The sequence below is a fragment of the Nocardioides proteolyticus genome (assembly GCF_051280635.3).
Lineage (GTDB): Bacteria > Actinomycetota > Actinomycetes > Propionibacteriales > Nocardioidaceae > Nocardioides.
This window is the reverse complement of the sequence record NZ_JBNBPO030000015.1, coordinates 23,382-43,305: the sequence shown is the minus strand read 5'-3', so window position 1 is coordinate 43,305 and position 19,924 is coordinate 23,382. Positions and strand designations below refer to the sequence as shown.

16 protein-coding genes are annotated in these 19,924 nt (G+C 73.3%); 13 read left to right on the top strand and 3 right to left on the bottom strand.

The genetic code is table 11. From position 1 onward, the window contains the following. The first annotated feature begins 60 nt into the window (after positions 1 to 60). The 3 genes from ACPOLA_RS10700 to ACPOLA_RS10690 are packed head-to-tail and all read left to right on the top strand — an operon-like array spanning position 61 to position 5,050. Positions 61 to 2,415: a hypothetical protein gene (locus tag ACPOLA_RS10700; RefSeq protein ID WP_435770412.1), complete on the top strand. Its 2,355-nt coding sequence runs from the start codon at positions 61 to 63 to the stop codon at positions 2,413 to 2,415. Next, a complete protein-coding gene (locus ACPOLA_RS10695; RefSeq protein WP_435770411.1) occupies positions 2,412 to 3,296 on the top strand; it encodes a TylF/MycF/NovP-related O-methyltransferase in 885 nt (294 codons plus the stop codon). Before ACPOLA_RS10700 ends, ACPOLA_RS10695 begins: the two co-directional genes overlap by 4 nt. Then, positions 3,293 to 5,050 (top strand): class I SAM-dependent methyltransferase, encoded by a 1,758-nt coding sequence (locus tag ACPOLA_RS10690; protein WP_435770410.1) that lies wholly within the window; start codon positions 3,293 to 3,295, stop codon positions 5,048 to 5,050. Before ACPOLA_RS10695 ends, ACPOLA_RS10690 begins: the two co-directional genes overlap by 4 nt. A gap of 106 nt (positions 5,051 to 5,156) precedes the next feature. Here the strand turns inward: ACPOLA_RS10690 and ACPOLA_RS10685 are convergent, their stop codons facing one another. Next, complete coding sequence (locus tag ACPOLA_RS10685) at positions 5,157 to 6,572, bottom strand: SDR family NAD(P)-dependent oxidoreductase (protein ID WP_435770409.1); 1,416 nt, start codon at positions 6,570 to 6,572, stop codon at positions 5,157 to 5,159. A gap of 261 nt (positions 6,573 to 6,833) precedes the next feature. Here ACPOLA_RS10685 and ACPOLA_RS10680 point away from each other — a divergent pair, with 261 nt between their 5' ends. The 10 genes from ACPOLA_RS10680 (at position 6,834) to ACPOLA_RS10635 (ending at position 17,933) form a co-directional block, all read left to right on the top strand. Further along, positions 6,834 to 7,742 (top strand): Rossmann-like and DUF2520 domain-containing protein, encoded by a 909-nt coding sequence (locus tag ACPOLA_RS10680; protein WP_435770408.1) that lies wholly within the window; start codon positions 6,834 to 6,836, stop codon positions 7,740 to 7,742. After that, on the top strand, positions 7,739 to 8,740 hold the full coding sequence (gene panC / locus ACPOLA_RS10675) for a pantoate--beta-alanine ligase (protein WP_435770407.1): 1,002 nt from the start codon (positions 7,739 to 7,741) through the stop codon (positions 8,738 to 8,740). Before ACPOLA_RS10680 ends, panC begins: the two co-directional genes overlap by 4 nt. After that, positions 8,740 to 9,159: an aspartate 1-decarboxylase gene (gene panD, locus ACPOLA_RS10670; protein ID WP_435770406.1), complete on the top strand. Its 420-nt coding sequence runs from the start codon at positions 8,740 to 8,742 to the stop codon at positions 9,157 to 9,159. The genes panC and panD overlap by 1 nt, the downstream gene beginning before the upstream one ends. 25 nt (positions 9,160 to 9,184) lie before the next feature. Continuing rightward, positions 9,185 to 10,987: an L-aspartate oxidase gene (locus tag ACPOLA_RS10665; protein ID WP_435770405.1), complete on the top strand. Its 1,803-nt coding sequence runs from the start codon at positions 9,185 to 9,187 to the stop codon at positions 10,985 to 10,987. Then, on the top strand, positions 10,984 to 11,907 hold the full coding sequence (gene nadC / locus ACPOLA_RS10660) for a carboxylating nicotinate-nucleotide diphosphorylase (RefSeq protein WP_435770404.1): 924 nt from the start codon (positions 10,984 to 10,986) through the stop codon (positions 11,905 to 11,907). The genes ACPOLA_RS10665 and nadC overlap by 4 nt, the downstream gene beginning before the upstream one ends. Positions 11,908 to 11,912: 5 nt before the next feature. Next, the gene (locus ACPOLA_RS10655; protein ID WP_435770403.1) at positions 11,913 to 12,689 is read left to right on the top strand and encodes a type III pantothenate kinase; all 777 of its coding nucleotides are present in this window, start codon (positions 11,913 to 11,915) and stop codon (positions 12,687 to 12,689) included. Between the two features lie 136 nt (positions 12,690 to 12,825). Further along, positions 12,826 to 13,170 (top strand): histone-like nucleoid-structuring protein Lsr2, encoded by a 345-nt coding sequence (locus ACPOLA_RS10650; protein WP_435770402.1) that lies wholly within the window; start codon positions 12,826 to 12,828, stop codon positions 13,168 to 13,170. A gap of 84 nt (positions 13,171 to 13,254) precedes the next feature. Then, positions 13,255 to 14,481 (top strand): sensor histidine kinase, encoded by a 1,227-nt coding sequence (locus ACPOLA_RS10645; RefSeq protein WP_435770401.1) that lies wholly within the window; start codon positions 13,255 to 13,257, stop codon positions 14,479 to 14,481. After that, the gene (locus ACPOLA_RS10640; protein WP_435770400.1) at positions 14,478 to 15,173 is read left to right on the top strand and encodes a response regulator; all 696 of its coding nucleotides are present in this window, start codon (positions 14,478 to 14,480) and stop codon (positions 15,171 to 15,173) included. Before ACPOLA_RS10645 ends, ACPOLA_RS10640 begins: the two co-directional genes overlap by 4 nt. Positions 15,174 to 15,353: 180 nt before the next feature. Beyond that, on the top strand, positions 15,354 to 17,933 hold the full coding sequence (locus ACPOLA_RS10635) for an ATP-dependent Clp protease ATP-binding subunit (protein ID WP_435770399.1): 2,580 nt from the start codon (positions 15,354 to 15,356) through the stop codon (positions 17,931 to 17,933). Between the two features lie 108 nt (positions 17,934 to 18,041). Here ACPOLA_RS10635 and ACPOLA_RS10630 read toward each other — a convergent pair whose 3' ends face one another. Both ACPOLA_RS10630 and ACPOLA_RS10625 read right to left on the bottom strand, forming a co-directional pair. Next, positions 18,042 to 18,959 (bottom strand): DUF6910 family protein, encoded by a 918-nt coding sequence (locus ACPOLA_RS10630; protein WP_435770398.1) that lies wholly within the window; start codon positions 18,957 to 18,959, stop codon positions 18,042 to 18,044. Between the two features lie 25 nt (positions 18,960 to 18,984). After that, entirely contained in the window at positions 18,985 to 19,893 is a 909-nt protein-coding gene (locus ACPOLA_RS10625; protein WP_435770397.1) for an HhH-GPD family protein, read from the bottom strand. Positions 19,894 to 19,924 lie beyond the last annotated feature (31 nt).

Genomic DNA, 19,924 nt, shown 5'->3' with positions numbered 1-19,924 from the left:
GGATCCGGCGCTGTGTAGGGTTTCGGCGCACGCGTTTTCCCCGACTCGGTGGAGGAGTCCATGGCGGTATCGGCCCGTCGTCTGGTACGCCGTCTGCTCCCCTCGCGGGCGGCGGTCGAGTCCGTGACGCCGCAGGTCCGCGTCGTTCCGCCGATCCCGGTGATCGTGGGCGGTCCGGACCTGCAGGGTGGCCTCGCGGCCGAGGCGTCCGGCTACCTCGAGCGCGCCTGGGCCCTGCTCCGCGGCCTGCCCCGGGAGACCTGGGCGGTGCAGGCGGCCGACGCCTATGCCCGCTCCGGTCTCACGGTCGACCCCGAGTCCGCGCGCCGCGAGCTCCGCGCCCTGGCGGCCGACGCGCCGTCGTACGTCCCGGCGGACGCGTGGCTGGCGCTGTGCTCCCGCGTCTTCGGGTACGGCGACCAGGAGCTCGCGCGCGAGCTGTGGGCCCGGCTCGACGAGTCGGTGGGCACCCCGGCCCGCGACGGCGTCGACAAGTTCGTGGTCCAGTCCCGCGACTGGCTGCGCAGCTGGGTCGCGGCGTCCAACGAGTCGCCGGACGCGCCCGCCGCGCCCGCCGGCACGGTGTCCTACGCGGTCGTCGACTACGGCCATCCCGGCCGCGCCCGCGCCTCGGCCAACATCGGCGACCACGTGCAGACCGTCGCGTCGCTGGGCCACGTGCTCAAGCACCAGGACCTCACCTTCACCGGCGAGCCCGGCCTGGTCGACCTCGCCGACCGGCTGGCCGCCCGGGTGCGGCCCGACCGGGTCCGGCACGGTGTCTCCGGCACCGTGCAGCTGATGACGCTCGAGCGCGACGCGTCGATGTACCAGGAGATCCCGCCGGACACCTGGATGCTCGGCTTCGGGTGGTACATGCACCCCATCTTCGGGATGCGCTACGGGTTCCCCTTCCACAAGAACCTGCGGCCGCTCTTCGTCTCCTTCCACATCAACCAGCGCGAGATGCTGACGCCGGAGGCGATCGACTACCTCAAGCAGTACGCGCCCATCGGCTGCCGTGACCACACCACCGTCGACGTGCTGCTCTCCGCCGGGGTCCCGGCGTTCTTCTCCGGCTGCCTCACCACGACGGTGACGACGCTCTTCCCCGACCTGCCGACGCCGCCGCCCGAGGACGCCCTGACCGGCTACGTCGACGTCGACTCCTCGAAGGTGCCGATCGGGTCGCCGCTCTACCGGCAGAGCGCCGACGTCGTGCGGTTCACGCCCTTCGTCCGGAACATGGACATCGCGGTCGAGATGCTCGACCGCTACCGCAGCAACCACCGCGCCATGGTCACGTCGCGGCTGCACGCCTACCTGCCCGGCCGCAGCGTCGGCATCGACATCGACTTCCGGCCGGGCAACCTCGCCGACCCGCGCTTCGTCGGGCTCCACCCGCTCGACGACGAGCAGTTCGCGACCATCCGCGACGGCATCGACGCGCTGCTCGAGCCGGTCCTCGGCCTCGCCCTCTCCGGCGCCCCCGTCGACGAGGTCTACGCGAAGTGGCGGGAGCTCACCGAGCCGCTCGTGGCCCGGGCGCGCGCCCGGCTCGAGGCGCCCGCCGCCGCCGAGCCGCTGCGGACGACCCTGCCCGCTGCGGTGGCCGAGCGGGCGGTGCGCACGCCGGCCGCCGTGCCCGCGGACGCGGTCCACGCCGTGGTCCATCTCCGCAAGGGGCAGCGTCCGCTGCTGCGGCGCCTGGTGGCGTCGATCGCCCGGCACACCTCCGCACCGGTGCACGTCTGGGTGCTGCACCGCGGCCTGGACCTCCGGGTCGACGAGCTGGCGCGCCGCGGCGTCACCCTCGCCGACGTCGACCTCACCGGGCTCGGCGACGACCTGGTGCGGCCCGACGGCACCAAGGTGCCGGCCGGGGAGCTCGACCGGCTGGTCGCCCCGGCGCTGCTCTCCGACGTCGGCCGCTACGTCGTCCTGCCGCCCAACGGCGTACTCGCCGAGGATCTCGCCGGGCTCGCCGCCACCGAGCTCGACGGGCGGCTGCTCGCCGCGCCGTCGGCACTCGGCACCACCACCATGGTGAGCGGCTTCCACGTCGTCCACGCGGCCGCCCGCCGGCTGGGGGAGACCAAGGTGGCGGACCGGGCCGACCGTGCGGCCGAGCTGCGCCGTACCGTGCACCAGCGGCACGCCTTCGACTTCGCGGCCTTCGACGTCGACGTGCTCGTGGTCGACGCCGCGCAGGCGCGGGAGCGCGACCTGCTGCCCACGCTGGCGTCCGGCATCGAGCGGTTCGGGCTGACCTACCGCGGGGCGCTGCACGCCGAGATCGGTCCCGAGCGCGTGGTGCTGCCCGAGCGCTGGAACGTCATCCCCGAGCGGTCCGCCGTGACCGACCCGGCCCTCGTCCGGCTGGCGCCGGACCACGACAGCAGGAGCAAGGCATGAGCGACAACGTCCTCAAGCGGGCCGCGGGCAAGGCCCAGCGGGTCAAGGCCCGCCTCACCACGGACGGCCCGCGACCCGAGGAGCTGCACGCCGCCCGGCAGCGCAACCGCAAGCTCGCGGAGAAGGTCGAGGAGCTCAAGGCCAGCAACGCCGAGCTCAAGGAGGAGCTGGTCCGCACCCGCAGCTCGCTGCGCGACCCGCACCCCGACCTCGAGCTCGACGCCAGGGTGATGGAGGTCATCCACGGCGTCCGCGCCGAGCACCTCAGCTACCTCAGCGTGGCCGACCTCCGCGTGCTGGCCCGCGCGACGGCGTACGCCGACAGGGCGGGCCTGGAGGGCCTGATCATCGAGGCGGGGACGGCTCGGGGCGGGTCGGCGATCGCGATGGCCGCGGCCAAGGACCCCGCTCGCCCGATGAAGGTCTACGACGTGTTCGGCATGATCCCCGAGCCGTCGGAGAAGGACGGCGAGGACATCCACAAGCGCTACGAGAAGATCAAGGCGGGGGAGTCCAAGGGCGTCGGCGGCGAGACCTACTACGGCTACCGCGACGACCTCTACGCCGAGGTCACCGAGTCGTTCGCCCGGCACGGCGTCGAGGTGGCCGCGCACAGCGTCGACCTCGTGCAGGGCCTCTTCGAGGACACCATCGACCTCGGCGACCAGCCGGTGGCCTTCGCCCATCTCGACGGCGACTGGTACGACTCCACGATGGTCTGTCTGGAGCGGATCTCGCCGCTGCTCGTCCCCGGCGGCCGGATCGTCCTCGACGACTACTTCCACTGGTCCGGCTGCCGCAAGGCCGTCGACGACTACTTCACCGGCCGTGACGGCTTCCGCCTGGAGCGTCGCAGCAAGGTGCACGTGGTCCGCCTGTGACGGCCCGCAGCACCCTCCGCCGGGCCGGCGGCCGCCTGCGCCGCATGGTCCGGGCGCAGGGTGCGCCCGCGGCGCCCGAGCCGCGTCCGGAGCGGATCCCCGGCGTCGTGGAGCTGTTCACCCGACGGACCGTGATCGGCTGGGTGTCGGTCGACCCGGCCGCGCCGCCGACCCGGATCGACCTGTACGTCGGCCCGGTCCGGCTCGCCTCCACCTACGCGACGCCCGACGTCCCGGTCGTGGGCGTCAGCCACCAGCCGGACCGCGAGGTCGGGATCGAGCTGCCGACGATCCCGCGGATGATGCCGAGCCCGAAGGACCACCGGCGCAACAGCGCGCGCCAGGTCCGCACCTTCTCCTTCCGGATCCACGACCTGTGGGCGTACGCCGCCCGGCACACCCGGATCACCGTCCGGGCCGGCGGCGACCCGCTGCCCATCGTCAGCCACGGCATGTACCTCAACCCACCGAGGAGCGGCGCCCACACGCCCGCGGACCTCCAGGCCCGCCTCGACGAGGGCTACGTGCTGTCGCAGCACGGCGACATCCAGCTCTCCAAGCGCCTCGACCGGCAGTGGCAGGCCGACGTGCTGGACCTCTACGCGCGGGTCCGCGCGCTCCTGGCCGACCGGTTCGGCTACGACTTGTTCGTCGTCTACGGCACGCTGCTCGGCGCGATCCGCGACGGCGGCTTCATCGGGCACGACGTCGACTTCGACGCGTCGTACATCTCGCGGGAGACGACCGGGGCCGCGGCCGCCGCCGAGCTCGTGGAGATCGGCGTCGCGCTGATCGAGGCCGGCTACGAGGTCGAGTGCATGGTGGCGTGCCTGCACATCGCCGACCGCGGCAACCCCGACAACCGGATCGACATCTTCCACACCTTCCACGACGAGAACGGTCGCTGGCGGTTCCCCTTCGGCATCGCCGGCACGACGACGCTGACCGCCGCCGACTGGCGCGGCACGGAGGAGATCGACTTCGCGGGCGGCCGGGTGCTGGTGCCGGTCACCGCCGAGGAGACCGTGCGCCACCTGTACGGCGACGACTGGCGGCTGCCGAAGCCCGGCTTCAACTGGGCGCTGGACCGCACCGACGCCGCGACCGACGGCGCGTTCACCCCCGAGCACCGCACGAAGGTCTACTGGGCCAACTTCTACGCCCGCACCGAGTACACCCAGGGCTCGACGTTCTTCGAGTTCGTGCAGCGCTATCCCGGGCTGCCCGACACCGTCATCGACATCGGCTGCGGCGACGGCCGCGACGCGTGCGCCTTCGGCTCGGCCGGCCGCCGGGTGCTGGGGCTCGACCAGTCACCGGTCGGCATCGAGCACGCGACGAAGAAGGCGGCCGCCCTCGGCCTGGCCGACACCACGTTCCGCACCTGCGACGTGTCCGACCGCGCCGAGCTCGCCGCCGCGCTGGCGACCCTCGCCGACCGCGACGAGCCCACCGCGTTCTACCTGCGCTTCTTCCTCCACGCGATCAACGAGGAGACCCAGCGCACCCTGCTGGACGCCATCGACGCCTGCAGCCGCCCCGGCGACCTGTTCGCGGCGGAGTTCCGCACCGCCCTGGACGCCGACCAGCGCCACGTCCACGGCGGCCACTACCGCCGCTTCCAGGACGCGGGGGAGTTCCTCGCCGACCTCCGTCGCCGCGGCTGGACGGTGCTCCACGACGAGGAGGGCACCGGGCTGTCGCCGTACAAGGGCGAGGACCCGGTCCTGGCCCGCGTCATCGCCCGCCGCTGACCCACGAGGTGGCAGGTTTCGGCGCGCGAGGTGGCAGGTTCCGGCGCGCGAGGTGGCACGTTATGGCGCGCGAGGTGGCACGTTATGGCGCGCGAGGTGGCAGGACTCAGTCCCCGAGGGTGAAGGGGTCGTCCTTCCGCACGTCGTAGACATGGCCGCTCTGGTCGGAGAGCAGCACGTCGACCGAGGTGCGTGCCACGGTCTGGGAGTCGAGCAGGGTGCCCGGCGGCTCCTGGCCGAACGCCTTGGTGCGCATCGGCGTCGCGGTGCGCTCGGGGTTGATGCAGTTGACCCGCACGCCGGCGTCCGCCCACTCGTCGGCGAGCGCCTGCGTGAGGTTGACCGTGGCGGCCTTGGCCGAGGAGTACAGGCTGTAGCCGCTGCGCCCGCGGGTGTAGGAGCTCGACGTGAACAGCAGCAGCGCCCCCCGGGTCGCGGCCAGGTGGGGGAAGAACTCCTGGGCGATGAAGATCGGCGCCATGTAGTTGATCTCGGTGGCGGCGTAGATGGTCTCCTCGCTGGTGTCGAGGAGCTCGCCCCGCGGCAGCACGCCGGCGGTGTTGACAACGAAGTCGACGGACCCGGTGCCCTCCAGTGCCTGCTTGGCCGCTGCCGCGACGTCGGCGCGCCGCCCGACGTCGGTGTTGGTGGTCGACCGGCTGAACGTCACCACCTTCGCGCCGTACGACGCCGCGAGCTCGGCGATGTCGGCGCCGATGCCGTAGCTGCCGCCGAAGACCACCATGGTCTTGCCGGCGAGCGCGTCGCGGTAGCCCTCCTCGCTCAGGGAGCGGGGGAGGTCGATGCCGGTGAGCTGGAACAGCTTGTCGGCGATGAACACGTCGATCGGCTCGGTGACCTTCATGTTCCGCTCGTCGCCGTGGACCACGATGATCGGCTGGTCGGGGAGGTAGCGGAGGACCACGGTGCAGTCATCGGTCGCGGTGAAGGCGGGGTCCGCGGCCGCCTTCCGGTAGGCCTCGGCGAGCACCTCGAGCCGGAAGGCCTGCGGCGTCTGGCCGCGGCGCAGCGACGCCCGCGGCGGGATGCTGCGGATGGTGTTGTCCTCCGCCACCTCAATGATCGTGTCGGCGGACGGGATGGCGACGTCCACGGCGGGATAGGACTCGAGCGCCTCGAAGCACTCGCCGATGATCCGGGGCGTCACCAGCGGCCGGACCGCGTCGTGGAGCAGGATCCGCACCTCGGCGCCGCCCGCGGTCCCGAGGAGGTGGTCGATCGCCCGCTGGGTGGTGGCGTTGCGGGTCTCGCCGCCCTCGAGGATGCCGGTGACCTTCGGGTAGCCGCCGCCGCGGGTGATGTCGCGGACCGCGTCGGTGTGCCCCGGCGTCATCATCACCACGACCTCGTCGACGTCGGGGTGCTCGTGGAGCGCGATCAGGGTGTGCTCGAGCAGGGTCTTGCCGGCGACCTTGATCAGCTGCTTGGGGATGTCCAGGCCCACCCGGCTGCCGACGCCTCCAGCGAGGAGCACGGCCACGTTCTTCACGGGTGTCGACATCCTGGTGCGGTCCTTCCGAAGGGGTGAGCGGCCCGCCGCCGCTCGCAGGCGGGCGGGTCACAGGCTACTTGCCGGCCGGCCCGGGCGCCGTTCCGGCGCGGGCTGTGACGCAGCCCACCGGGCGGTCCGGTACCGACCCGCTGCGGGGCCGCGTACCGTTGAGGTCGCCCGGAACCCCGGGCACTCGGAATGAGCACAACGTCCGGTACCCACACCGGCTCCCGCGGGAGTGGTCGGAGGGACTGGAACGAAAGGTTCAAGATGACCCACCCTCTGCAGGTGGGCGTCGTCGGCGCCGGTCGCGTCGGCGCCGTCCTGGCCGCCGGCCTCCAGGCGGCCGGTCACCCCGTCGTCGCAGCAGCCGGCGAGTCCGACGCCTCGCGCCGCCGTGCGGCCGAGCTGCTGCCCGGCGTGCCGCTGCGCAAGCCCAGCGACGTGGCCCGTGCGGCGGACCTGCTGCTGCTGACCGTGCCCGACGACATGCTGCCCAACGTGGTGCAGGTGCTGGCCGACTCCGGCGCCCTCCGTCCGGGCCAGGTCGTCGCCCACACGTCCGGCCGGCACGGGCTGGCGGTGCTTGCCCCGGCCGCGGCCGTCGGCGCGCGGGTCGTCGCGCTGCACCCCGCCATGACGTTCACCGGCACCCACGTCGACCTGGAGCGGCTCAGTGGCTGCGTCTTCGGGCTGACCGCGGGAGACGCCGAGCGGTCGCTGGCCGAGGGCCTCGTCGCGGACCTCGGCGGCCGCCCGACCTGGGTGCCCGAGGAGATGCGGACTCTCTACCACGCCGGTCTCGCCCACGGCGCCAACCACCTCGTCACCCTCGTCAGCGAGGCGATGGGTCTGCTGGCCGCCGCCGGGGTCGACGACCCGTCCGGCACGCTGCGGCCGCTGCTCGACGCCGCGCTCGACAACGCGCTGGCGCACGGCGACGCCGCGCTGACCGGCCCGATCGTCCGCGGCGACGTGCAGACGGTCGCGGCCCACCTCGCCGACATCGAGACCAACGCCCCCGACACACTCTCGTCGTACGTCGCGATGGCCTGGGCCACGCTCGACCGCGCGGTCACCGACGGGCGGCTGCTGCCGATCCGCGCCCGCCGCATCGCCGAGCTGCTGGCCGCCCACGGCCCGCGCCGCGTCGTACACCTCGAGGAGCGCCGGGCGTGAACCTCGCGGACGCCCCGGCGCTCGGCTCCCCCGACCAACGCCGGACGGACCGGCCGGCCGTCGCGCGCACCCGGGAGGAGCTCGGCCGCCTGCTCGCGCACAGCAGCCGGCCGGTGGTGCTCGTGCCGACGATGGGCGCGCTGCACGAGGGCCACGCCAGCCTGATCCGGCTGGCGCGGGAGCGGGCCGGAGCCGACGGCGTCGTCGTGGTGTCGGTCTTCGTCAACCCGCTCCAGTTCGGGCCGACTGAGGATCTCGACCGCTACCCACGGACGTTCGAGGAGGACCTCGACCTGTGCGGTCGCGAGGGCGTCGCGGTGGTCTTCGCGCCCGTCGTCGCGGAGATGTACCCCGACGGCGTCCCCCACCCGGGCACGGCCAGCGGCGCCGTCACCGTTGCCCCGGGCCCGCTCGGGGACGTCCTGGAGGGCGCCACCCGGCCCGGGCACTTCCGCGGGGTGCTGACCGTGGTCGCCAAGCTGTTCGGACTGGTCCGACCCGACGTCGCGGTGTTCGGCGAGAAGGACTACCAGCAGCTGGTGCTGATCCGCCGGATGGTCGCCGACCTGTGCCTCGGCATCGAGATCGTCGGTGCCCCCACCGACCGTGAGCCCGACGGCCTGGCCCGGTCCAGCCGCAACCGCTACCTCGACCCGGAGCAGCGGCGGCAGGCCGTCGCGCTCAGCCGGGTGCTGTTCGCCGCGCGCGAGGCCGCGGCGGGCGAGGGCCTGGACTCCGCCATCGCCGCGGGCCGGGCCGAGCTCCGCCGGGCCGAGGGTGTCGACCTCGACTACTTCACCGTGCTGGCCCCCGACCTCGCGGAGCTGCCGGCGGACCCGCCACCCGGCACGGAGGCGCGGGCGCTGATCGCCGGCCGGGTCGGCTCCACCCGGCTCATCGACAACCTCCCGATCACCCTGCTTTCCGACGTCACCACCAAGGGCTCGACCGCAGCATCCGCTGGGGCGGGCACCGTCAACAACGAGGGAGACAGCTGATGCTGCGCACCATGATGAAGAGCAAGATCCATCGGGCGACGGTCACCCAGGCCGACCTGCACTACGTCGGGTCGGTGACCGTGGACGAGGACCTGCTCGACGCCGCCGACCTGCTGCCGGGCGAGCTCGTGCACATCGTCGACATCGACAACGGTGCCCGCCTGGAGACCTACACGATCGCGGGCGAGCGGGGCAGCGGCGTGATCGGGATCAACGGCGCCGCCGCCCGGCTGGTGCACCCCGGTGACCTCGTCATCCTGATCGGCTACGGCCAGATGACCACCGAGGAGGCCAAGGCCCACCAGCCCCACGTCGTGTTCGTCGACGCCGACAACAAGATCATGGCCACCGGGTTCGACCCGGCGGAGACCTTCGGCGACCCGACGCTGTCCCGCGGCGACGTCACCGCGACCTCCTGAGCCGTTCGATCGCTAGCCTGCAGGGATGCCAGGACCGCGTGAGGGTCGCCGGGCGACCTCCCCGACGGGCGGGAGCGCCGCCCCGGCGGCCGCCGTACGCCGCCTGCCCGGGCGGCTGACCGCGCCCGGCCCGGGCTGGACGACCCGGGCCGACGTGGTGATCGTCGGGTCGGGCATCGCGGGGCTCACCGCCGCGCTGCGGCTGCGGGAGCACGTCGATAAGGTCCTGGTGGTCACCAAGGACGTGCTCAACGCCGGCTCCACGCAGTGGGCACAGGGCGGCATCGCCGCCGCACTCGGTCCCGAGGACACTCCCGAGGAGCACGAGGTGGACACCCTCGTGGCGGGCGCCGGCGCCTGCGACCCCGACGCCGTGCGGGCGCTGGTCACCGAGGGTCCCGCTGCCGTGCACGAGCTGATCGCGCTCGGCACCAACTTCGACCACACCGCCGAGGGCGTCCTCTCGCTGACCCGCGAGGGCGGCCACCACCGCGACCGGATCGCCCACGCGGGCGGCGACGCGACCGGGGCGGAGATCCAGCGCGCCCTGATCGCCGCCGTCGCGGCCGCGCCGGACATCGAGGTCATCCAGCACGCGCTGGCCGTCGACCTGCTGCTCGGCGAGGACGAGGCGGGGGTCACCGGTGTCGCGGGGCTGACCCTCCACGTGATCGGGGAGGGCGAGCGCGACGGCGTCGGTGCCGTCCTGTGCCGGGCGGTCGTCCTCGCCAGCGGCGGCCTCGGGCAGGTGTTCTCGCAGACCACCAACCCCGCCGTGGCGACCGGGGACGGCATGGCGCTGGCGCTCCGCGCCGGCGCGACGCTGCGCGACCTGGAGTTCGTGCAGTTCCACCCGACGGTCATGTACCTGGGTCCCGACTCCCACGGCCAGCAGCCGCTGATCTCGGAGGCCGTGCGGGGCGAGGGCGCGTTCCTCGTCGACCACGAGGGCCACCGGCTCATGCAGGGCGTGCACCCGCTCGCCGACCTGGCCCCGCGCGACGTGGTGGCCAAGGCGATCATGAAGCGGATGCTGGAGACCGGCCGGCCGCACATGTGGCTCGACGCCCGGCACCTGGGTGCCGACGGGGCCAATGGGGCCGACGGGGCCGGCGACGCGGACCGGGAGGCGCGGGTCGCGCGGTTCTGGGAGCGCCGGTTCCCCACGATCCTGGCCACCGCCCGCTCCCACGGCGTCGACCCGGTCACCTCGCTGATCCCGGTTGCGCCGGCGTGCCACTACGCCTCGGGCGGGGTGCGCACCGACCTGCACGGCCGCACCGACGTTCCCGGCCTCTACGCCACCGGCGAGGTCGCCTGCTCCGGCGTCCACGGCGCCAACCGGCTCGCCTCCAACTCCCTGCTCGAGGGGCTGGTCTTCTCCCGGCGGATCGCCGAGGTGCTGCCCGGCGAGCTGCTGCCGTGGCGGGAGCCGTCCGCGGACCGTCGTACGGCGGGGCTGGTGGCCGGCGACGTGCGACCCGAGCTGCAGGAGACGATGACGTCGCTGGTCGGGGTGCTCCGGTCGGCCCCCGGCCTGGGGGAAGCCGCCGAGCGGCTCGACAAGCTCTCCCACCGCACCACCGAGGTGGTCGACCAGCAGGCCTGGGAGACCACCAACCTGCTCACCATCAGTGCCGCGCTCACCGATGCGGCGGCCCTGCGCCAGGAGACCCGCGGCTCCCACTGGCGCGAGGACTTCCCCGACCGCGACGACGCGCGCTGGGCCGGCCACTTCGACGCCCGGATGGCCGACGGCGTCACCACGGTCACGTTCGCGCCGGCCCCGGCGACCGACCCGTCCCAGCCGCAGGAGGGCCACCGATGACCCTGAGGACCACGCCGTACGCCGCCCTCCCCGGTGAGCTCCTCCAGGAGCTCGCCGACAGCGGGCTCGACCCGCGCGAGACCTACGACCTGGTGGTCGCGGCGCTGCACGAGGACGTCCCGACCGAGGACGTCACGAGCGCGGCGACGATCCCGGCGGCTCAACGGGGGATCGCCGACTTCAACGCCCGGGCGGAGGGCGTGGTCGCCGGGCTCGCGGTCGCGGAGCTGGTGTTCCGGGTCGTCCTCGGCGACGACGTCGAGGTCCCCGCACGGGCCGCGGAGGGCGCGCGGGTGGCGCCCGGCGACGCGGTGCTGACGGTCGCCGGCAGCACGCGCGGCCTGCTGACCGGCGAGCGCACCGCCCTCAACCTCGCCTCCCACCTGTCCGGCATCGCCACCGCCACCGCGGCGTGGGTGGCCGCGCTCGAGGGCACCCGGGCGCGGGTGCTCGACACGCGCAAGACGCTGCCGGGCCTGCGCGCGCTCCAGAAGTACGCCGTGACCTGCGGTGGTGGCGTCAACCACCGGTTCAGCCTCTCCGACCGGGCGATGGTCAAGGACAACCACGTGCTCGCCGCGGGCGGTGTCGTGCCGGCCTACCGGGCGGTCCGGGAGGCCTACCCGAACCTGCGGGTGGAGGTGGAGGTCACCGACCTCGACCAGCTCCGCGAGCTGCTCGACGCCGGGTGCACCGAGATCCTGCTGGACAACATGTCCGTCGAGACGATGGCCGAGGCGGTGCGGATCAACGAGCGGTCCGGCGGCCGCGCGACCCTCGAGGCGTCCGGGGGGCTCACCCTCGACCGGGCCCGCGACGTGGCGCGCACCGGCGTCGACTACATCTCCGTCGGCGCGCTGACCCACTCCGTCGAGGTCTTCGACCTCGGCATGGACCTTCGTCCGGCCGACGGGGCCTGACCGCGATGAGCCTGCTCGCCGCCGACATCGGCAACGCGCACACGGTGCTGGGGCTCGTCGACGACGGCGAGGTGCGGGCCGACTGGCGGGTCGCCACCGACGAGCGGAGGACCGCCGACGAGTGGGCGGTGCTGATCCGGGGGCTGCTCGGTAGTCGGCTCGAGGACGTCTCGGGAATAGCCGTGTGCGCCACCGTGCCGTCGGTGCTGAATGCCTGGCGGGAGATGTTGGCGCGGCATTTTCCCGACGCCCCGCAGGTGATCGTCGAGCCCGGCATTCGCACCGGAGTGCCGATTCTGGTCGACAATCCGCGGGAGGTGGGCACCGATCGCATCGTCAACGCGCTCGCGGCGGCGGCGGACTATTCCGGTCCGGCGATCGTCGTCGACTTCGGCGGGACCGCCACCACCTTCGACGTGGTCGACGACCAGGGCCGCTATGTCGGTGGCGCGATCACACCGGGCATCGAGATCTCCCTGGAGGCGCTCAGCCGCGGAGGTGCCCAGCTGCGGATGGTGGAGCTGGTGCGTCCGCGCGGTGTGATCGGCAAGAACACCGTGGAGGCCCTGCAGTCGGGCATGGTCTTCGGTGTGGCCAGCCAGGTGGAGGGGATGGTCGACCGGCTCGTCGCGGCGCTGGGCTGCCCCGCCGAGGACGTCCGCGTGATCGCCACCGGATACCTGGCGCCGCTCGTCGTCGAGGAGTGTCGAAGCTTCACCGACCACGCGCCGTGGCTGACGCTGCTCGGCCTGGAGAAGGTGTTCTCGCGCAACCAGCGGTGAAATAGCCGCCGACTTACCGCGGAATATCGGTCGGCGGGCGAACCCTGCGCATTTCATCGTTTTCCGGTGTGCCATTATCAGCGGTGCGGGTCCTCGGGCCGCGCCCACCATAATCCCTTGATAGGAGATATTCCTGATGGCGCAGAAGGTGCACATCGTGCTGGTCGACGACATCGACGGCAGCGAGGCCACCGAGACGGTGATGTTCGGCCTCGACGGCACCAGCTACGAGATCGACCTGAACGACAAGCACGCCTCCGAGCTGCGCGACGCCCTGGCGCCGTACCTCGGCCACGCCCGGAAGGCCGGGCGGGGCAGCGGCGGCGGTCGGCGCGGCCGCGGCTCGTCCGGGTCCGGCTCCGCCAACGCCGGCACCTCGGCGAAGGAGATCCGCGAGTGGGCCCGCTCCAACGGCTACAAGGTGCCGGAGCGCGGCCGGATCCCGGCCGAGGTGCGTGAGGCCTTCGAGTCGGCCAACTGACGTCGCCTCCCCCTCCCGCGGGGGACGTCGACTTCCCTCGGGCGGGGGTGGTGACCGGCCCCCGCCCGCGTGGATCGTGAGCGCATGAGCACGACGAAGCAGGCGCTGGCCGCCGTCCCGGTCCGGTTCCTCCTGCTGGGTGGGGTCGCGGCCCTCGGCGCCCTCTGGTTCACCATGTCGGTCCCGTGGCACCCCACGGACCCCGAGGCGTACTTGGGGCCCCGCTCGTTCGCGGCCCGGCTGGTGTCGGTGCCGGGCATGATCGCGCTGGTCTGGGCCGCGGTGCCGCTGGTGGCACTCCGGTGGCCGGCGGTCGCCGCCGGCGTCGGGCTGTTGCCGTTCGGTTTCTTCGTGGCGGTGCCCTTCACCGATTCGTGGCCGTTCGGCCTGGTCGTCGCCCTGGTCGGCGCCGGCATGGTCGGGATGTGGGAGCGGCCTCGACAGGGCCTGGTGGCGGGCTCCCTCGCGCTGGTCCCGGTGGTGCACTGCGCGCTCGGCGAGTCGGCGATGCTGCTGCCCGACGGCTACACGATCCGCTCCTACGACGGCGTCGCGCTGTCGATGGCTGCGGCCTACGCGGTGGTCATCGCCGCCCTCCTCGGACTCGCCTGGTGGATGCGGCAGTCGGTGCTGGGGGAGCGCCGGGCCGCGGGCCTGGAGGCGCGGGCCGCCGAGGTCGAGCGCACGTCCGCGGTCGTCGACGAGCGTGCCCGACTGGCCCGGGACCTGCACGACGTCGTCGCCCACCACGTCTCTCTGATCGCGGTGCGCGCCGAGACCGGCCCCTACACGGTGCCCGACCTGCCGCCTCCCGCGCGGGAGCTGCTGGCCGAGATCGCCGGTGACGCCCGCAGGGCGCTCACCGAGCTGCGCAGTGTGCTGGGCGTCCTCCGACGGTCGGCCGAGGACCCGGAGCTGGGGCCCCAGCCGACAGCCTCCGACATCGCCGCCCTGGTGGCGCAGTCGACGGCCGTCGGTGACCGCGTGGCCTGGACGCCCGCTGACCTGTCGGGCGTGCCGCCGACCGCCGGGTACGTCGCCTACCGCGTCGTGCAGGAGGCGCTGACCAACGCGCGCCGGCACGCCCCCGGCCAGGAGGTCCGCCTCCGGACCGAGCCGGTCGGGCCGGTGCTGCTGATCGAGGTGAGCAACCGGGTGGCCGACCCGGCGGTCGTCACCCGCCTGTCCGAGGGAGGTGGGCTCGCCGGGATGCGGGAGCGCGTCACGTCGATCGGTGGCACGCTCGACGTGCGGGTCGTCGACCACGAGCTGCAGCTCACCGCGTCGGTCCCCGCGGGTGCCGCCGGATGAGGGTCGTGGTGGCCGACGACCAGCCGGTGATCTGCGCCGGGTTCGCCGCGCTGCTCGCGGCCCAGCCGGACATGGAGGTCGTCGGGACGGCCTGCGACGGGGCCGAGCTGGTGGCGCTGGTGGCTGCGGAGGAGCCCGAGGTCGCGCTGGTCGACGTCCGGATGCCGGTCATGGACGGGATCGAGGCGACCCGGCGGATCACCGACGGCTTCGCGACCCGCGTCCTGGTGCTCACCACCTTCGACCTCGACGACTACGTCTTCGAGGCCATCCGCGCCGGCGCCAGCGGCTTCCTGCTCAAGGACGTCACGGCCGAGCGCCTGGTCGAGGGCGTGCGGCTCGTCGCCGACGGATCGATGCTGCTGGGACCGAACGTGACCCGCAGGCTCGTGGAGGACTTCGCCCGGGCGCCGTCCCGGCGGGGCACGGTGCTGCCGGGGTCGCCTGGGTCGTCGGCCTCGTCGGCGTCGTACGGGCTGACGCCCCGGGAGCATGAGGTGCTGCTCGAGCTGGGGCGTGGCCGTTCCAACGCCGAGATCGCGGCCGACCTCCACATCTCGGCGGAGACGGTCAAGTCCCACGTCGCCGAGGTGCTCCGCAAGCTCGGTCTGCGCGACCGGATCCAGGCCGTCGTCCATGCCTACGAGCACGGGCTGGTGCGTCCCGGCGAGGAGGGCCGCGCGGGAGGGTGACCGTACGGTGCCGTACGCCACCCGCCGACCCGCCAGCTCACCGCGGGCCCTAGTCCCGGGCCGTGGCGCCCGGGCTGTTCGCTCACAGCGGAGCGGCGCGGAGGCCCTGGGGGGAACGCGTAGGCTGTCTGCGGGGTTGTATCCCCTGACGAACAGCCCCGTGAGCGTGAGGAGCGACAGGTGTTCGAGCGGTTCACAGACCGAGCCCGTCGGGTGGTCGTGCTGGCCCAGGAAGAGGCCCGCATGCTCTCCCACAACTACATCGGGACCGAGCACATCCTGCTCGGCCTCATCCACGAGGGTGAGGGCGTCGCGGCGAAGGCGCTCGAGTCCCTCGACATCAGCCTCGAGGCCGTGCGGGCCCAGGTGGAGGAGATCATCGGCCAGGGCCAGCAGGCCCCGTCCGGCCACATCCCGTTCACCCCGCGCGCCAAGAAGGTGCTGGAGCTGTCCCTGCGCGAGGCGCTGCAGCTCGGGCACTCCTACATCGGCACCGAGCACATCCTGCTCGGGCTGATCCGGGAGGGCGAGGGCGTGGCCGCCCAGGTCCTCCAGAAGCTGGGCGCCGACCTCAACCGGGTCCGCCAGCAGGTCATCCAGCTGCTCTCCGGCTTCCAGGGCAAGGAGTCCGGCCAGGCGGCCGCGGCGACCGGTGCCAGCGGCAGCGACGCTCCGTCGTCGTCCCTGGTGCTCGACCAGTTCGGCCGCAACCTGACCCAGGACGCCCGCGAGGGCAAGCTCGACCCGGTCATCGGTCGCGAGCAGGAGATCGAGCGGGTCATGCAGATCCTCTCGCGGCGCACGAAGAACAACCCGGTGCTGATCGGCGAGCCGGGCGTCGGCAAGACGACCATCGTCGAGGGCCTGGCGCAGGACATCGTCAAGGGCAACGTGCCCGAGACGCTCAAGGACAAGCAGATCTACACCCTCGACCTGGGCGCGCTGGTGGCGGGCTCCCGCTACCGCGGTGACTTCGAGGAGCGCCTGAAGAAGGTGCTCAAGGAGATCCGCACCCGCGGCGACATCGTGCTGTTCATCGACGAGATCCACACCCTCGTCGGCGCCGGCGCGGCCGAGGGCGCGATCGACGCGGCCTCCATCCTCAAGCCGATGCTGGCCCGCGGCGAGCTGCAGACGATCGGCGCCACCACGCTCGACGAGTACCGCAAGTACCTCGAGAAGGACGCCGCGCTCGAGCGCCGCTTCCAGCCGATCCAGGTCGCCGAGCCGTCGATCGCGCACACGATCGAGATGCTCAAGGGCCTGCGCGACCGCTACGAGGCGCACCACCGGGTGACCATCACCGACGAGGCGCTGGTCTCCGCGGCCACCCTCGCCGACCGCTACATCTCCGACCGGTTCCTGCCGGACAAGGCGATCGACCTGATCGACGAGGCCGGCTCGCGGCTGCGGATCCGCCGGATGACGGCGCCCGCCGACCTGCGCGAGTACGACGACAAGATCGCCGAGGTCCGCCAGCGCAAGGAGGCGGCGATCGACGGCCAGGACTTCGAGGCCGCCGCGCGCCTGCGCGACGAGGAGAAGCAGCTGATCCTCGCCAAGTCCGAGCGCGAGAAGCAGTGGCGCGCCGGTGACATGGACGAGGTCGCCGAGGTCGACGAGGAGCTGATCGCCGAGGTGCTGGCGGTCGCGACCGGCATCCCGATCGTGAAGCTCTCCGAGGAGGAGTCGACCCGGCTGCTCAAGATGGAGGACGAGCTGCACAAGCGGGTCATCGGCCAGGACGAGGCGGTCAAGGCGCTCAGCCGCGCGATCCGTCGTACCCGTGCCGGGCTGAAGGACCCCAAGCGTCCCGGTGGCTCGTTCATCTTCGCCGGCCCGTCCGGCGTCGGAAAGACCTGGCTGTCCAAGACGCTGGCGGAGTTCCTCTTCGGCGACGAGGATGCGCTGATCCAGCTCGACATGTCGGAGTTCGGCGAGAAGCACACCGTCTCCCGGCTGTTCGGCTCGCCTCCGGGCTACGTCGGCTACGAGGAGGGTGGCCAGCTCACCGAGAAGGTGCGGCGCAAGCCGTTCTCCGTGGTCCTCTTCGACGAGGTGGAGAAGGCGCACCCCGACATCTTCAACAGCCTGCTGCAGATCCTCGAGGAGGGTCGCCTGACCGACTCGCAGGGTCGGGTGGTCGACTTCAAGAACACCGTGATCATCATGACCACCAACCTCGGCACCCGTGACATCGCCAAGGGCATCAACCTGGGCTTCAACCAGGCCGGCGACAAGGCGGGCTCCTACGAGCGGATGAAGAGCAAGGTGTCGGAGGAGCTCAAGCAGCACTTCCGGCCCGAGTTCCTCAACCGGGTCGACGAGATCATCGTCTTCCCGCCGCTGTCGGAGGAGCAGATCGTGGCGATGGTCGACAACATGATCGCCGCGGTCGAGGTCCGGCTGCGCGACCGCGACATGCAGATCGAGCTGACCACGGCCGCGAAGAAGCTGCTCGCCGAGCGGGGCTTCGACCCGGTGCTGGGTGCCCGGCCGCTGCGCCGCACGGTGCAACGCGAGATCGAGGACGTGCTCGCCGAGAAGATGCTCTACGGCGAGGTCGGCCCCGGTCAGATCGTGCTGGTCGACGTCGAGGGGTCCGGTCCGGCCGCGACCTTCACGTTCAAGGGCCAGAAGGTCGCCGAGCTGCCTGACATGCCGCCGCTGGAGACGGTGTCGGAGGGCTCGGTGGACCACCCGGCCGAGGCGTCCGGCGAGGGCGGCCCGACCGACGTCCCGCGCGCCAACGGCGAGTGAGCCGGCGCCCCGCGACCGACCGCTGATCCGCGCCTCCTCCGCCTCCGGGCGGGGGAGGCGCGGTGCGTTCTCGGCGAGGATGTCGGGGCGTCGGCGGGCCTGCTGGTCTCAGAGGCGCACGCGTAGGTGCAGGGCCAGCGACGCGGCGGCCGGGTCGTCGGCGTCGACCACGGCCAGCAGCCCGACGCCGCCGTCGTACGACGCCAGCCGGGTCAGGCCCTCGACCTTGGCCACCGCGCCGGCGACCGGGGGAAGCGCCGCCGCGTCGACGACGTCCTCGCCGTCGATGCGCACCAGCGCCGACCCGACGACCGGGCCGTCGTCACGAGGGTTGGGCGTGTCCTCGGCGGCCGCGCTGACCACGACCGTGCCGTCGGGCAGGGCGACGGCGTCGGTGATGCCGAGGCCCACGCCCCGCACCTCGCCCAGCCGGTACTTCCGGCGGGCACGCACCGTCACGGCCTCGGTCGGCGCGCGGCGCAGGGCCACGTCGACGACGGTCGCCAGGTCGAGGTCGACGCTGCCGGACGGCAGGCCGGCCGAGGGCAGGCCGCGGTGGAACCAGCGCAGGGCGTCGCCGACCACGCAGCAGCCCTCCAGGTTGAGCACGTCGTCGGGGACGCCGAGGGCGGCGGCCACGTCGGCATAGACCGGCGCCGCGTCGACCACCGTGGTCCGCACCGTGTCATTGGCGAGGCGGGCGAGGCACCACCGGGTCCGCGCGGACGAGGAGCCGGAGCCCAGCGCCAGGACACCCGCGGCGCCGTCCACGTCGACCGCGCACGCCGCCTCGAAGTCCGGCTTGAGGTGCTTGGTGCCGGCCGCCTCCGCGAAGGTGTCCAGGCCGGCGACCGGCGGCAGCAGCCGCACCGGGGTCGTGGATCCCGCGCGCAACCACGCTCCGTGGGTGCCGTCGTCCTGCAGCACGAGCACCCCGTCGCCGAACGGGGCCACCGCCGACGCGGCGCGGACCGGCGACCCGTCGGCGAACCGCAGCCGCTCCCGGCGGTCGACCTGGATCTCCACGGCTCAGCCCTCCGACGGCGCTGTGTCAGGGGAGCGCGTAGCGCCCGGCGTCGTCGACCACGGCCAGCCCGTCGGCCACCAGGGACGCCAGGGCCCGCTCGCGCTGCACCGGCTCGTCCCACGCCTGGTCCAGCCGCGCCCGGCTGACGGCTCCGGGAGCGTCGCGCAGCACGGCCAGCAGCCGGCCGCGGCACTGCCGGTCGGTGCCGGCGTAGGCCTGGACCGGCCGCGGCGGGCCGGCGTGGGCCGGTGCGCCCGCCCGCTGCCAGGCGCAGGCGTCGCGCACCGGGCAGGCCGCGCACCGAGGCCGGTCGGCCGTGCAGACCAGCGCGCCGAGCTCCATCACGGCGACCGACCAGGTGGCGGCGGTGGGCGGGTCGTGCGGCAGCAGCGCGGCGCCGAGGTCGCGCTCCGCCCTGGTCACCGACCGGGGTGGGAACTCCACGCCGGCGACCGTCCGTGCGAGCACCCGCCGGACGTTGGTGTCCAGCACGACCTGCCGCTGTCCGTGGGCGAACGCCGCGACGGCGGCCGCGGTGTAGTCGCCGACGCCGGGGAGAGCCCGGAGTGCGTCGTACGACGCCGGCACCCGGCCGCCGTGCTCGGCGGTGACCGCCACCGCCGCCGCGTGCAGCCGGAGGGCACGGCGTGGATAGCCGAGCCGTCCCCAGGCGCGGACCGCCTCGCCGGGTGTCTCGGCGGCGAGCGCCGCGGGGGTGGGCCAGCGGGCGAGCCACTGCTCGTGCACAGGGAGCACCCGGGCGACGGGGGTCTGCTGCAGCATGAACTCGCTGACCAGCACCGACCAGGCGGACGCCTCGGGGCGGCGCCACGGCAGGTCGCGGGCGTGCTCGTCGTACCAGCGGAGGATCGGCTCCACCAGCTCACCGGGCGGGGCCGGCACGACCGGCCGGTCCGCAGCGCTCGTCGACATCGGCCCCATTGTCGCTGCCACACCCGGTGGC

Bases quoted from the DNA above. Each gene is read 5' to 3' on its own strand.
- ACPOLA_RS10700 (WP_435770412.1), top strand. From the start codon at position 61: ATGGCGGTATCGGCCCGTCGTCTGGTACGCCGTCTGCTCCCCTCGCGG.
- ACPOLA_RS10695 (WP_435770411.1), top strand. From the start codon at position 2,412: ATGAGCGACAACGTCCTCAAGCGGGCCGCGGGCAAGGCCCAGCGGGTC.
- ACPOLA_RS10685 (WP_435770409.1), bottom strand. From the start codon at position 6,572: ATGTCGACACCCGTGAAGAACGTGGCCGTGCTCCTCGCTGGAGGCGTC.
- ACPOLA_RS10680 (WP_435770408.1), top strand. From the start codon at position 6,834: ATGACCCACCCTCTGCAGGTGGGCGTCGTCGGCGCCGGTCGCGTCGGC.
- panD (WP_435770406.1), top strand. From the start codon at position 8,740: ATGCTGCGCACCATGATGAAGAGCAAGATCCATCGGGCGACGGTCACC.
- ACPOLA_RS10665 (WP_435770405.1), top strand. From the start codon at position 9,185: ATGCCAGGACCGCGTGAGGGTCGCCGGGCGACCTCCCCGACGGGCGGG.
- nadC (WP_435770404.1), top strand. From the start codon at position 10,984: ATGACCCTGAGGACCACGCCGTACGCCGCCCTCCCCGGTGAGCTCCTC.
- ACPOLA_RS10655 (WP_435770403.1), top strand. From the start codon at position 11,913: ATGAGCCTGCTCGCCGCCGACATCGGCAACGCGCACACGGTGCTGGGG.
- ACPOLA_RS10650 (WP_435770402.1), top strand. From the start codon at position 12,826: ATGGCGCAGAAGGTGCACATCGTGCTGGTCGACGACATCGACGGCAGC.
- ACPOLA_RS10645 (WP_435770401.1), top strand. From the start codon at position 13,255: ATGAGCACGACGAAGCAGGCGCTGGCCGCCGTCCCGGTCCGGTTCCTC.
- ACPOLA_RS10640 (WP_435770400.1), top strand. From the start codon at position 14,478: ATGAGGGTCGTGGTGGCCGACGACCAGCCGGTGATCTGCGCCGGGTTC.
- ACPOLA_RS10625 (WP_435770397.1), bottom strand. From the start codon at position 19,893: ATGTCGACGAGCGCTGCGGACCGGCCGGTCGTGCCGGCCCCGCCCGGT.